The sequence below is a fragment of the Acinetobacter sp. CIP 53.82 genome (genome assembly GCF_000369465.1).
GTDB lineage: Bacteria > Pseudomonadota > Gammaproteobacteria > Pseudomonadales > Moraxellaceae > Acinetobacter > Acinetobacter indicus.
Genome location: NZ_KB850045.1, coordinates 625,941 through 639,903 on the forward strand (window position 1 = coordinate 625,941; position 13,963 = coordinate 639,903).

The 13,963-nt window shown below is 38.0% G+C and carries 10 protein-coding genes, 1 tRNA gene and 3 pseudogenes; 4 read left to right on the forward strand and 10 right to left on the reverse strand.

Translation table 11 applies throughout. The features are described 5' to 3' along the window. Nucleotides 1–31: 31 nt before the first annotated feature. A complete protein-coding gene (locus F905_RS03520) occupies nt 32–1,507 on the reverse strand; it encodes a hypothetical protein (RefSeq protein WP_005177210.1) in 1,476 nt (491 codons plus the stop codon). A gap of 375 nt (nt 1,508–1,882) precedes the next feature. Here F905_RS03520 and F905_RS03525 point away from each other — a divergent pair, with 375 nt between their 5' ends. Beyond that, complete coding sequence (locus F905_RS03525; protein ID WP_005177212.1) at nt 1,883–2,353, forward strand: Lrp/AsnC family transcriptional regulator; 471 nt, start codon at nt 1,883–1,885, stop codon at nt 2,351–2,353. Nucleotides 2,354–2,405: 52 nt separating this feature from the next. Here F905_RS03525 and F905_RS03530 read toward each other — a convergent pair whose 3' ends face one another. Together F905_RS03530 and F905_RS03535 are read right to left on the reverse strand one after the other, a co-directional pair. After that, nucleotides 2,406–3,155 (reverse strand): YebC/PmpR family DNA-binding transcriptional regulator, encoded by a 750-nt coding sequence (locus tag F905_RS03530; RefSeq protein WP_005177213.1) that lies wholly within the window; start codon nt 3,153–3,155, stop codon nt 2,406–2,408. Between the two features lie 109 nt (nt 3,156–3,264). Further along, nucleotides 3,265–3,831, reverse strand: coding sequence for a 1-acyl-sn-glycerol-3-phosphate acyltransferase (locus F905_RS03535; RefSeq protein WP_005177219.1), 567 nt, complete (start codon nt 3,829–3,831; stop codon nt 3,265–3,267). 755 nt (nt 3,832–4,586) lie between these two features. Between F905_RS03535 and F905_RS03540 the strand changes: the two genes are divergently transcribed. After that, nucleotides 4,587–4,663 (forward strand) — tRNA-Ile (locus F905_RS03540). Nucleotides 4,664–4,766: 103 nt separating this feature from the next. Here the strand turns inward: F905_RS03540 and F905_RS03545 are convergent. From F905_RS03545 to F905_RS03555, 5 genes and pseudogenes are all read right to left on the reverse strand, one after another. Next, on the reverse strand, nt 4,767–5,408 hold the full coding sequence (locus F905_RS03545; RefSeq protein WP_005177222.1) for a hypothetical protein: 642 nt from the start codon (nt 5,406–5,408) through the stop codon (nt 4,767–4,769). A 58-nt stretch (nt 5,409–5,466) separates the two neighbouring features. Continuing rightward, complete coding sequence (locus F905_RS15765; protein WP_373366863.1) at nt 5,467–5,808, reverse strand: transposase; 342 nt, start codon at nt 5,806–5,808, stop codon at nt 5,467–5,469. A 72-nt stretch (nt 5,809–5,880) separates the two neighbouring features. Continuing rightward, nucleotides 5,881–7,239, reverse strand: coding sequence for an NAD(P)-binding domain-containing protein (locus tag F905_RS03550; RefSeq protein ID WP_005177227.1), 1,359 nt, complete (start codon nt 7,237–7,239; stop codon nt 5,881–5,883). Nucleotides 7,240–7,560: 321 nt separating this feature from the next. Beyond that, nucleotides 7,561–7,683: pseudogene (locus F905_RS15365) on the reverse strand (IS30 family transposase); the annotation flags it as partial. After that, entirely contained in the window at nt 7,677–8,480 is an 804-nt protein-coding gene (locus F905_RS03555; RefSeq protein WP_005177229.1) for an IS110 family RNA-guided transposase, read from the reverse strand. The pseudogene F905_RS15365 and the gene F905_RS03555, both read right to left, overlap by 7 nt. Nucleotides 8,481–8,839: 359 nt before the next feature. Here F905_RS03555 and F905_RS15095 point away from each other — a divergent pair. Beyond that, nucleotides 8,840–9,048, forward strand: a pseudogene (locus F905_RS15095) (transposase); the annotation flags it as partial. Nucleotides 9,049–9,155: 107 nt separating this feature from the next. Here F905_RS15095 and F905_RS03560 read toward each other — a convergent pair. Then, nucleotides 9,156–10,103, reverse strand: a complete 948-nt coding sequence (locus F905_RS03560; protein ID WP_005177232.1) for a sensor domain-containing diguanylate cyclase — start codon at nt 10,101–10,103, stop codon at nt 9,156–9,158. A gap of 156 nt (nt 10,104–10,259) precedes the next feature. Further along, nucleotides 10,260–12,833 (reverse strand): EAL domain-containing protein, encoded by a 2,574-nt coding sequence (locus tag F905_RS03565; protein WP_005177235.1) that lies wholly within the window; start codon nt 12,831–12,833, stop codon nt 10,260–10,262. Between the two features lie 122 nt (nt 12,834–12,955). On the opposite strand from F905_RS03565, the pseudogene F905_RS03570 reads away from it, so the two are divergent. Then, a pseudogene (locus F905_RS03570) lies at nt 12,956–13,921 on the forward strand (IS30 family transposase). Nucleotides 13,922–13,963 lie beyond the last annotated feature (42 nt).

The following is a 13,963-nucleotide window of genomic DNA, read 5'->3' on the forward strand; positions in this document are numbered from 1 at the left end:
AGCGCGTATTTTTATGACTTTATCAAATCCATTAAATGAATGGGGTAGATGAATCCAGATCAATTGCAGGCAGTTGCGGCGCAAGGCTGAGCAGGTCAAAGTTGCTGCTACTGCTTTCTGTACTGGTCGATTGCAGAGCTTCTTGAAGTTCAGGTAACAGGTTGTCCAGACTCAGACTGCTGTCTGCTCCTGTACTGGCGCCTTGTAACAGATCTTCCAGATTAAAGTCAGTTGAACCAAATGCATCGCCCAAGCTGTCAGTAAGATTGCCTAGGTCAAAGTCTGTGCCACCGTCAGTCAGACCTTCCAGTAAGCCACCTAAATCAAAACCACTGCCGATGTCTGGGAGACCGCCAAGTAAGGCACTTAAGTCAAACTCACTGCTGCTACCTGTTAAGCCTTCAAATAACTGGGTCAGTGTTTCAAGGTTCAGATCACCGGTGTTATTGCCGATGAGTCCTTCAAACAGTTCAGAAATCGTTTCAAGGTTAATTTCACCCGTATTACCACCGATTAATCCGCTGACTAATCCGGCAATTGCACCGATATCAATATCACCAGCACCGCCGCCAATCAACCCACCAACCAATTCAGCAATCGCTGCGATGTCGATATCACCTGAACCACCGCCAATCAGACCGCTGACTAATCCGGCAATCGCGCCAATATCAATATCGCCAGCGCCACCACCAATTAAACCGCCAACCAATTCAGCAATCGCTGCAATGTTGATATCGCCTGAACCACCACCGATTAATCCACTGACTAATCCGGCAATCGCGCCAATATCAATATCGCCAGCACCGCCGCCAATCAACCCACCAACCAATTCAGTAATCGCTGCGATGTCGAGATCATCCGAACCACCACCGATTAATCCGCCGACTAATCCGGCAATTGCACCGATATCAAAGTCGCCAGCACCGCCGCCGATGAGACCACCGACCAGATCAGCAATGGCTGCAATATCGAGATCGCCCGAACTACCACCCATCAGGCCGCTCACCAGTTCTACGATTGCGCCGATATCAAAGTCACCAGCACCGCCGCCAATGAGACCACCAACCAATTCAGCAATGGCTGCAATATCGAGATCGTCAGAACCACCGCCAATCAAGCCACCAATCAGCTGGCTGATGGCTTCAAAATCCAGATCAGCAGTATCATCGCCAATCAGACCACCGATTAAATTGCTAATTGAGCCCAGATCAAAACTGCCCCCATTGGCTTGGGTCAGTTGATTAATCAGGCTAGAAATATCCAAACTGCCGCTATTACTTCCTGTAAACTGGCTGATTAAATTGCTAAGACTGCTACTGTCCAGGCTGTTTCCAGACAACAGACTTTGCAATAAGCTGTCGAGGGTTGGGGTAGAGGGGCTGGTGAGTTGTCCAAACCAGTTCGACAAGGTCGAGCTGATGCCACTGAAAAAGCTGCTGGTTTGGGTTTCGACAGTTAAAACCGGGCTGAGCTTGCTTTTCAGCAAACTGAAAGATTTAAAAGCCATGAAGACGATTCCTTGTGTTCTTATGTTTTTGTTTTGCTGGTGTTGAAACGCATCTTTTTTTAATCTATTTGTATACACTTGTAAAAGATGAACGTTCTGGAATTAGCTGTATTTGGGCAGAGAAGGCAATTTAAACGCAGTAGAGAGAAGGAAATTTTTGAGAAAACAGCGGTTTATTGAAGCTAACCGTTTATCTGTTTTTAAAAGATCAAGATAAATGGCAGAGGTCTGATCCGTTAGGCTACAGTTGTGTCTGCACATCATATCTTGAAAAAAAATTTCAATAGATGAAAAAATAATGAGAAATAAATATTGTTGTGGTACTGATTCGGCTAAAATTATAAAGTGTCATTGCCTGTTAAAAAGAGTATAAAAATGGAACTGGATCGCTTTGATAAGCATATTCTTGAAATTTTAAGTCATGAAGATGTCAATTTAAATGAACTGTCGGAGCGGGTGAATTTGTCGGTGAGTTCGGTACATCGCCGGATTAAAAGCCTGATTGATCATAATATTATTTCAGGTTTAAAGCGGGAAATTAATTACCAGAAACTCGGCTTTAGTCTGCATGTCCTGTTGCAGGTGTCGCTGAGTAAACATGATACCGATACCTTTGCCAAGTTTCTGGAAGAACTGGAAAATATTCCCGAAGTGATTAATGCCTTTTTGGTGACCGGGCAAACCGCTGACTTTATTGTAGAAGTGATTGCGCGGGATATGGAAAACTACAGTGAAATTTTACTCAAACGCATTGGTAAAATTGACCATGTGGTGGCGCTGCATTCGAGCTTCGTCATTAAAGAATATAATGTTTTAAACTGCTCGAATTTGCTCAATAAAGTTTAATTTCTAAGAAATAAAAAACGCGCCAGATGAGCGCGTTTTTTATCTGTAAGTTTTAAGCATCTAAGGCTGCTAAAACGTCATCAGAGAATTCAACGTTGGTATAAACGTTCTGAACATCATCCAGATCTTCAAGCATATCAATCATCTTCATGATTTTCTTAGCCTGATCGATGTCGGTGATTTCAGCTTTGGTTGATGGGCTCATCACCACTTCAGCATTGTCAGATTTTAAACCTGCTGCTGCTAAAGCATCCTGAACGGTACCAAACGTTTCTGGAGTGGTAATCACCAGAATTTCATCTTCAGAGACTTCAATATCTTCTGCACCGGCTTCTAATGCCACGTCCATGATCTGATCTTCTAAAGACACATCTTCAAACGTAATTTCACCACGTTTGGTGAATAAGAAGGCCACTGAACCGTTGGTGCCTAAGTTACCATCGGTTTTAGAGAAGCAGTGACGAACGTCTGGTACGGTACGGTTTAAGTTGTCAGTCATGGTTTCAACAATCACGGCCACACCGCCGACACCATAACCTTCATAGGTGACTTCTTTTAAGTCATCGTTATCTTCACCGCCAGCACCACGTTGAATCGCACGGTTAATCACATCACGTGTCATGTTGACCGATAATGCTTTTTCGACTACAGCACGTAAGCGAGGGTTGCTCCCTGCATCCGGACCGCCGAGTTTAGCAGCAGTTGTCAGTTCACGAATGTATTTGGTAAACAACTTACCACGACTAGCATCTTGTTTGGCTTTACGATGCTTGATATTGGCCCACTTGGAATGACCCGCCATGCGAAATATGCTCCTTGTAGATTGGCTGTATGCCGATCGAATTGCACAGATTCTACCATAAGCCCTTTTTCTGAAAAAAGGGCAGGGTTTTAAGTTTTAACTGAAAAATTTACGCTGTTTTCACGTCTGGAATAATAATATCCAATCCGGTGTTTTCTTTATAGAGCTGTTTGATCAGCGCGAGATCATGCGCCAGGTCGGTTGGATAAATTTTACCAAAAATCCCGCCTTGCTTGGTTTTAGAGTTGGCATACATCAGCACAATCGGCACATTGGCGGCTTTGGCAATATGCCAGAAACCGGTACGAATTGGCTTACGTGCTTCACCATTTTTGGCACGGGTCGCTTCAGGAGCAATCACCAGATTGAATTTTTCATTGCGCTGGAACAGCTCCACCATTTGTCCCACGATGTCCTGATTGGCTTTACGATCAACCGCAATACCGCCCACGGCTTCAAGTACCGGTTTAAGTGGACCTTTGAATAATTCTTTCTTGATTAAGGTATGAATTTTCATGTCGAAAATTTGGAAGATGGCCAGTGATAGCACTGCATCGAGCATCGAGGTATGCTCAAAACCAATAATGACCTGTTTATCTTCCAGAATATCAGGTTCGACGTTATAGCTCCATCCGGCAACTTTAAATGCAGCTTCGCCAATAAATTTTTTTAACATGGGTACAGAGTAAAACAAACGAAAGCGCATAATTTGTGCTTGTTCGGCTTTAGAGTCAAGGGTTAATTTGTGCAACTGTGCAGAAAAAATAAAGACCTGTTTAGCCGCAGAATATAATCTAACAACTTATTGTTTTTAGATATAAATTAAAAGTTATTAAGACTTAAAATAAATGAGTATATAGAAAATTACTATTAAAAAAAGTGAAAAAAAAGCTATTCAGCAGATAATTTAAGCATTAGACTTTTGTCGTAGATGGGTCGTAGTTCAGGCCAATGTCCAACTTTAGGCTTAACCTCAACAGGAATAGCAAAATGACATATTTGACCGCACTAATTGTTGCTTCGCTCATTTTAATGGTGATTGTGCTTTGGTCTATTGCTGAACTTGTGTTCGAATCGCGCAAAGAAAAGTCACTGAACTCAAAAAGAGTTTAAAATTTCAGCAATACGAATACTTTATAAGTTTTTGTACTCACGATATAAAGTTATTTCAAAAAAGTATAAATTTTTTATTGATTTATTGCTTTTTTATCTTAAAAAAAATAAATTTCGAATTTACCTCTCATGATATGAGCGCAGTTTCAGTGCAATGCTTGAGGAGATGATGTTGTGCAATTTCCTGCTAATTTTTGAGCTTCTGGTTAACTGTTGTCTTACTGTACAAGCGATTTTGAAAGGGCTTGTATTTTAAAAAAATCTTCGATAGTATTCATGGCGCCTGAACTTGTTGATATATAACAATTTCAGTGAAAAGGGCCTATAGCTCAGTTGGTTAGAGCAGCGGACTCATAATCCGTTGGTCGACAGTTCAAGTCTGTCTGGGCCCACCATATAAAACAACCACTTACGTGTACAAATCGTAAGTGGTTTTTTTGTTTTTAGATTCTGGTAAGCAAATGGTAAGCAGATAAAATCAACTTAAACAGTTTCTTTCTATAGTTCTACTAGGTTTTGATCTGTGCTTGGAATGAAGTCTTGAAGTTTGGGGTGAACACGGAAATCTGCTTCAGCTTTTGTAGATATCTCTTTAACTTCACTAGACCAGTTTTCCTTTCTGTATTCTCGCCAATTTAATTTAATTTTGAGTGGACGACTATATCCTTTTAATTCCATAAGGAAGATCTGATCACATAATTCATCAAATAAAAAGACATGTGAACGATGGAAGTGAGGATTTCTTTTTAGTAATAACTCTAATGAATTTATGAGAAGTGAACAGCAATCATTAGAAAGAGCAGTACTATTAATTGTTACTCCCCAGTGATGCAATAAATACAATGTACATAGGCTGTCGAGTGAGCCATAGCTTGCTATATGTTCTAAGCAACTCTTATCAAAATCTTTAATACGTCGATTGGATGAAATGAACTCTACGATATAGTGAGGTAGAGTAGTTAATTCTAATAATATAAGATCTTCATCAAATATTTGATATTTCAAAATTTTCCACAGGGGATGGTTGATAATTTGAGATGAACCAATACATTTAGATTCAACATTATTTATCTGGTATTTTTGTGGTGTGGATAATCCACATTTATACTTTGTAAAGGCTTTGTTGCACAAAGATTTCATAACTATATGATTTTAAAAGTTTTGATTATTTTTTGATCCAAAATTAAATTTATTTAAATCAGATGCTTACATATTTATGCAACAAAGCCATTTGAACCGTTAACATGTCAGTAGGAGTAGGATCTAATGGTGCAGAGCAAGATAAGGCAATAAATGCAGGTTTATTCGGTAGTGGTGAGCGATCATTCCCTGGCTTACCATCAATTAAGCGAATCCATTTGGATACAAGATTTGTATTCAATCCATGTTGCAAAGCGACCGAAGCAATTGAAACGTTCGGTGCTTTAAGGCAAAGGATTTCTTTCTTTGCTTCGAGAGGTTCATGTTCATCAGGGTTGTTACGTCGTAAAGGCTGTACGGCCTTATTTGTCTCGGAGAGTGGTGGCAGTCCAAACAACAAACCCCATGACCATAACTTATGGGGCTTGTTGGCTATTTTGCTGCGTATTGTGTGGCTTTTTGTGATTAAGCCTTACATCGCTTCACGCTGCGCTTCATCTTCCAAATAGCTTTCTAAAGAATCATCTAGCGCATATAACCATGGCGTGTGATGTGGCTTAGCCATTTTTCCAGTCATTACTGAGCGATAGACTTTATCTCTAAAGCCCATAATGTTTTCTTTTTTATGCTTTTTCCATTGCATGAAAATATCATGCACTGCATCAATATTGAATGATGGATAGTCCGTCTGCGCAATCAGGCGTTTGATGTAATCGCCTTGGAAGCGGGCAGATTGTTCATCGTTCAATAGGCGCTGCTCTTTTTCATGTAAGGTCTGCGTATGGCTCTGCATTTCTGCCGTGCTTGGTAAAGTAATTTTGCCCAAAATCACATCACGGACAAACCATGCTTGCGCATCGAACATATTGAAGGTGTACCATTGATCTTGCATGCCCAAGTAGAACAAGCGAGGATTCTTTTCCCACACCACACCCTGATATAAACCCTGCGGATAAAGGCAGTTATGTGTTCTGAGGCGTAGGTTATCTTCAATAAATGGGAAGTGGTGCAAATAGCCTGTGCATAAAATAATGGCATCAATTTTGGCAGATGTTCCATCACCAAAATAAGCAGTATTTTCATCTACACGCAGTAATTGTGGCTTTTCAGACCAGTTTTTAGGCCATTTAAAACCCATGGCTTTACTGCGATAGCAACTGTAAATTTGCTTAGCACCGTATTTATAACATTGTGAACCAATGTCTTCGGCAGAGTAGCTGCTGCCAACCAATAACACAGACTTACCTTTAAATTCCAGCGCATCACGGAAGTCGTGTGCGTGCAAAATGCGACCATGGAATTGATCAAAGCCTTCATAAACAGGAACACGTGGGGTAGAGAAGTGTCCAGATGCAACGACAACATAATCAAATTGTTCTGAATAGTGCTGTTGTTGTGCATAATCTTCGACATCTACCGTGAATTTTTGCGTTGTTTCATCATAGGCAATATGCTGAACGGCACTATTGAAACGGACTAAATCTTTGACCTGTGCTTTTTCTGCACGGCCTTTGATGTAATCCCACAGTACTGCACGTGGCGGATATGAAGCGATTGGTTTTTTGAAATGTTCATCAAAAGTATAATCGGCAAATTCTAGCGCTTCTTTGGGGCCATTTGACCATAAATAGCGGTACATACTGCCGTGGACAGGTTCCCCATGTTCATCTATACCAGTGCGCCAAGTATAGTTCCATAGCCCGCCCCAATCATTTTGTTTTTCGAAACATACAATTTCAGGAACTTGTAGACCTTTGGCCTTTGCTGACTGAAACGCTCTTAATTGGGCCATGCCACTTGGGCCAGCACCAATAATTGCAATTCGATCCATTGCTATCTCCATTAGTTTTGAGTTCTTAATTACCTCTCCAATTTTGAGTGTCACAATTTAGGATTTGAAATATAAGCATTATAAAGATAAGCAAATACAATCCTAAATTGAGCGATTAAAAATCTGTTCAAAATAGGATGTGAATTAAAAAATAAGAAAAAATAATAAAATGTGCTAAAGACAGTAAAAATTACCTAAGCAATTCATCTTTATAAAAAACACATTTTTTAAGAAAGCTGATCTTATCATAATTTCTGATTAATTGTGGTTTTGCTTAGTTATAAAAGTGAATTTAAAGTCATTCCATTAATATTGGCGGATTCAAGCGGCAAGTGCAACAGTATAAAAACCAGCCATAACTTCACTAGGCGTATACCAACCTAGTGTTTTTCTAGGACGACGGTTGAGTGCAAATTCTATCTGCTCTATTTGTTCGTTTACAATACTGAGCGTATTTTACTGTCACCTGCTTTTGATAAGTGACTTTGCTTGTTGACTGAACTGCCAGACAACTGATGTACTGGAACCAAACCTACATATGCAGCAGCTTGACTTGCTTTTTCAAACTTGTGCGAATGAAATAACCCCAACAGTAATAAGCCTGATCGTTCACCGATTGAAGGAATAGTTTGCAGTAATTTCAAATCCTGTTTCAATGTTGGATCTTGATCTATGTGATTATTTATTAACTTATCAATATGTTCAAGTTGCTGATTTAAATACTCAATATTCTCTTCAAGTAATTTAATCACAACAACGGAGGTATGAGTGGACTGCGCCTTTTCAAGTCGATTCTTTTCCTGCAATAGACTACCTAGATAGACATCTCGTCTGCCTAGTAAAGCTTTTAATAATCTGACATTTTCAGGTTCAGGCTGCCATATGATTAACTTTGCGGTGTAACCATAACGTGAAAGAGCTTCACTATCAGCTTTATCCGTTTTATTTAGCATGGACATGCCTTTGGCAAAGGCTCTTACTCGTGAAGGATTAGCCACACAAACCTTTACACCTGCATCATATAGATAATATCCCAAATTCTCATGATAAACCGAAGTCGCTTCCATGATTGCTGTCACTTGATCAGGTTCAATTTTAAGAGTGATGAGCCATTTGAACAGACTGCCAAAGCCACTTTCTGTATTAGTAAATATTTTATTTTTTCTTTTTCCAGTCAAACCTTGAGGGAAAATGCAACAATCTATTTTGGTTTTACTGACATCAATACCTAGCATAATCATGGTGATATTCCTTGAGTTTAAGCTATGATTTTTATCCCATTAACCATCATCTTACCTTGTGAATACAGCATCAAAGTGCTTAGTTACCGTTCAGAGTTGTATGAGGGATAAGGGCAAATTGTAGGTTTTATCTCAGGTTCAAATTTAAGATTTTAGCAGCACTCCAAACTCTACAATTTGCGTATAGTGGTAGCTAATCACTATATCAATCAAGATACAAAGCAGCACTGCTTCGCAAGGCTAAATGAGTTTTACTATGACCAGCTACCACAACAAAACAAAATGGCTTAACTAGAGCGGAATATCACTTATAAATAAGCTTTTAGTTGTTCAAACAAGTGGGACCACCTCTCACTCTCACTACCAACGCAATCGAGTCATTAAACAGTGAATACGCCAAGCGATCAAAAAACGTAAAGTCTTTCCAACGGATGATTCTGTACGTAAAGTGATTTACCTGGCAATTGATGCAGCGTCTAAAAAGTGGAATATGCATATTCGCGACTGGTGTTTAGCCATGAGCCGCTTTATTATTGAATTCGGTGACCGCTTAAGCAATCACCTTTAAATTTATGAAAAGCAATTACACAAAATTATTTACAGGCTCAGCGTGTAACCAAGTATTTTTAAAACTGTATTTACACAGAATTATTTACACCTTCATATTTGGATCAATCAAATGATGACTTTAATTTGACGTTTATGCTGATACATTTTTTCATCTGCTTCAATGACTGCCATTCGTAAATTTTTACTTGGTTCACGTGCCGCAACACCAACAGCAGCATTAATTCCAGCATTTTGTAAGGACTTTAAAAGCCGATTCACCAATTTCTGAGTATTTTCTAAAGTCGTTTCAATATTTAGAATGCCAAACTCATCTCCTCCTAAACGCGCGACTAAATCATTGGAGCGTACATTTTTCTTTAAGATTTCGGCCGTTTTTTGAATCATTTGGTCTCCAGCCGAATGACCAAATTTATCGTTTATAGCTTTTAAGTTATTTAAATCTATAATAATCACTGTGGTTGGATGTCCGTACGTTTTACATCGATCTTCCTCTAAATCCAAAAACGTATCCCAAGCACGACGATTAAAAACACCCGTTAAATGATCGGTTAATGAATCCATTTCAAGCTTTTCACTAACTCTTTTTTGTTCATTAATTTTAAGTTCATTTTGTAAAATTCGACTAAGTAATAAGCTGAATAGCTCTAATAGATCACTATATTGTTCTATACTTTGAGGCTGTACTGATGGATCAATAGCACATAATGTGCCGAAAATAGAACCATCTTCATTGAATAAAGGTTGCCCAATATAGGCGTTTATATCGACCATTTTGTTGATGCCTGCTTCTACATACAGTGGAATCTTTTTCGAATCAGGTGCTATGCGTGGCCCTTTATCTAGTACCATCTTAGAGCAGTATGAGTCAGCCCAATTGAAGACCTGTCCTGCCTGTACTCCATATCCATGATCTTTAGCTTGCAAAACTATCCAATCATTACTTTCAGTACGAGTAATCATCCATAAAGTAAAGCCTAAGTGATTATGTAAATACTCTAAAATTTTTTCACCAGCATCTTTAAAATCTTTAAAGTTTTCATAAGAAGGGATCATAATTACTCACTATTTTGATTAGGATTAAACCTAAAAAGTGGCAAAATGCCATTAAATAGGACCGATAGAAACTTTAATTCTCATCGTGTGAACCATACCGGGTTTGTCAGAGACGTTTTTATTTAAGGTAGGCCATTTAGAGGGGAACTCATCCTTTCAGGTATTTATGAAATAAAGCCTGTCTAAAATAACTTTTAAATCTTCTATAGAAACGGGCTTAGCAAAATAATAGCCTTGCAAGTAATTACATTTGCTCTCTGTTAAAAACTTAGCTTGTTCTTCTGTTTCTACACCTTCAGCCACGACTTCTAAGTTTAATGTTTTTGCCATTTGAGTAATTGCTATAACAATTGCCGCATCACTTTTATGTTCTGGCAAATGCTGAATAAAACTACGATCTAACTTAATTTGATCAATAGGCAGTTGACGGAGGTAACTCAGGCTGGAATAGCCCGTACCAAAATCATCGATTGCTACTTTGATTCCAAGTGCTCGTATAGCTTTTAAAATTTCAACCGATCTTTCAATACCCATCAGTAACATCCCTTCTGTTACTTCTATCTTCAATAACTTAGCATCAAAGTTATTTGTTAGTAGGGTATTTCTTAACTCAGCCAAAAAATTAGTACGTTTAAATTGTATAGGAGATATATTTACAGACACGCTAAGTTGATCTGGTCTATTCTTATTAATCTCAGTAATATCTTTGCATGCCTGATTTAATACCCAATTTCCTATCGCTGAAATTTGTCCAGTACGTTCGGCTAAAGGTATGAAAGACAATGGAGAAATTAAACCACGCTCAGGATGGAACCATCGAATAAGTGCTTCAACGCCTACAATTTTATTAGTTAAACTATCAACGATAGGTTGATAAAATAATTTAAATTGCTCATCTTCCAAGGCCATAATGAGTTCATGGCGTAACTGGATGTCATTCACTTTGTGAACCGTATTTCTGCCACTTGTATACCAGTGCCAAATGTTACGTCCTTCATTTTTGGCTTCATGCATTGCATGAATTGCATGATGCAATAACTCTCTAAAATTTTCGACTTCCTCTGTATCAGTCGCAATACCAATACTTGCGCTCAGACGAATATGATGCCCTTTTATATTAAAAGGTAAAGCTAAAATTTTTAAGACGCCTTCTACTGTTTGGGTTACTTTTTCCTGAGTATATTCTTTGTTTAATAATAGAGCAAAGCCATCAGCGGCAAAACGTGATAAAACATCATCTTCTTGTAAAATAGTCCGTAGACGCTGACTGACCAGCTTAATTAATTGATCCCCTTCAGCATATCCGAGATCTTTATTTATATTACGGAAGTCATCCAAATCAATATATAAAACCGCTAATGTATTGTTCATTCCACCCTTTTTGTAAAAGGCAAGGTCCAATAACTCTTCAAAAACCTGACGGTTAACTAATTCAGTAAGGCTGTCATGAGTACGCTGATAATTTATATATTCTTCATCTATAAGTTTCTGAGTCACATCTTGCTGGGTTCCAATAAAATGAGTACATTCATTATTTTGATTCCATACAGGGCTAAGAGTAAGTTGATTCCAGAACCAGGTGCCATCTTTCCTATAGTTTTTTAAGATAGTTTGAATTTCTCGCTTATCTTTAAGTGCTTGGTGAATTTCCTGAACTGCATTAATATCTGTATCTTCTCCTTGTAGAAAGCGACAATTACGACCTGAAATTTCTTTTTCGGAATATCCGGTTAATTTTAGAAAAGCAGGATTAATGTATACAATTTCATGATTTGAAGTAGCATCAGTAATTACAATACCATTAGGACTTGCATCTAATCCCCTTTTTAATAATTGTAAATGCTCTTCTGTTTTATATCGGTCTGTAATATTTTTTACAATTGCAAATACACCTACAATTTTTTTATTTTGAAATAATGGTAAAAAGGTGAGATCTGCCCAATATTTTTCCTCTCTAACGTCATAAATCTGTATTTCTAGACGTTGAATATGACCTTCTGTAGCTTTTTTAAAAGCTTCTTCTGTTATTTTTTGATATTGAAAATGAATAAAATTTAAATAGTGTAGTCCTACAATCTGCTCTAGCTCAAATCCATTAATCTTTTTTGATGTTATATTTAATTGAGTAATATTTCCATGTAAATCCAATTCATATACCGTATCAGGATGATGATCAAAAAAAGAATGATATTTATCATTCATAGCATTTTTATGCTGACGCTCATAATATAGATCGATCCCTAAAGCAGTCAGGTATGCCGCATGATTAAGCTTTTTAATCTCATCATCTGTTGGGCTCTTCGGTTTTCGATAATAAGTTGCAAAAGTTCCATATAAATTACCTTCAGAACTAATTATAGGAACCGACCAACAAGCAGAAATATTTTCTTCAATAAGAAATTTTTGATATCTTTTCCAGTTAGGATGAATAAAAATATCTTCACAAATAACGATATTACGATAATAAGCTGCTGCTCCACATGCACCAACATATGGCCCAATCTTTAAATTTGTTAATGCATTACGATATGCTGAAGTAAAATATTGTCCTCCACTGATTAAATTTAAATGTTTTTCATTCTCTGAGAAAAACATAATAGTTACCATTGATCCAGGAATTAAACCTTCCAACCACTTTGAAACTGTATCCAAAACAACTTTTAAATCAGTTTGCTTACCTAAAAAATCAAGAATAAATAAAGTATCAGGATTATTAGATTCTCTAGACATTACACACCATTCAATAAACGCAAACTCAAATCATAAGTGCGACACATTTGTAGTTAATTGAAAAAGTTAGGTGTATGCGTAGAATCATTAGACTTTTTCAACTCGCAATTAGAAGGCACACAATGAAGAAATACACTAAACTTTCTCAAGATAAAAGATACGAAATTTATACTACTTTGAAAAGTAAAAGTTCAATCGCTACGCTTGCTCGGGAGTTAGGGCACTCACGATCAACCCTCTATAGTGAATTAAAAAGAAATACTGGGTAACGTGGATGTAGAGCACAACAGGCAGCGAAATTTGTAAGTCAAAAAAGACGCTACCTTCCTTCATCACCCATGACAGCGTTTGCCTTCGCCTATATTGATTATCTGATTGGCTTGGACTGGTCACCAGAGCAAATTTAACGTGCTTTAACACAACGTGGTTGGCTGGATGTACCTTCACATGAGTGGATTTACCAGTACATTTATCAAGATAAATCAAAAGGCGGTAAACTTCATCTACACTTAAGGCATCAGAAGAAATATCGAAAACGCGGTTACAAAAACACGGATCGCAGGGGGCAAATCATTGATAAAACAAGTATTCACTGCAGAGACCAGGTCATTGATCAACGACAACGTTTAGGAGATTTCGAAGGTGACACGGTGATTGGTAAACATCATAAAGGTGCTTTATTGACTCTCGTTGATCGAAAGAGCCTGTATGTACATATTGTTCATTTAGGGTCAACGAGAGCATCCTCTCAAACGATTACTTGTGCATTAGATCGTTTACAAATGAGCCATGCTTATAGTGTGACATTTGATAATGGAAAGGAATTGTCCGAACACAAAAGAATTACTGATGCTGGGATGGAGACGTATTTTGCTGATCCTTACAAGTCTATTCAGCGAGCTAGAAATGAAAATACGAATGGTTTAATCCGTCAATATCTGCCAAAATCATCATCGTTTGATGACGTGTCAAACGAACAAATAGAGCAGATAGAATTTGCACTCAACCATCGTCCTAGAAAAACACTAGGTTGGTATACACCGAGTGAAGTTATGGCTGGATTTTATACTGTTGCACTTGCTGCTTGAATCCGCCACATAAAACAATAATGATAAGTGCAACACCAGGAC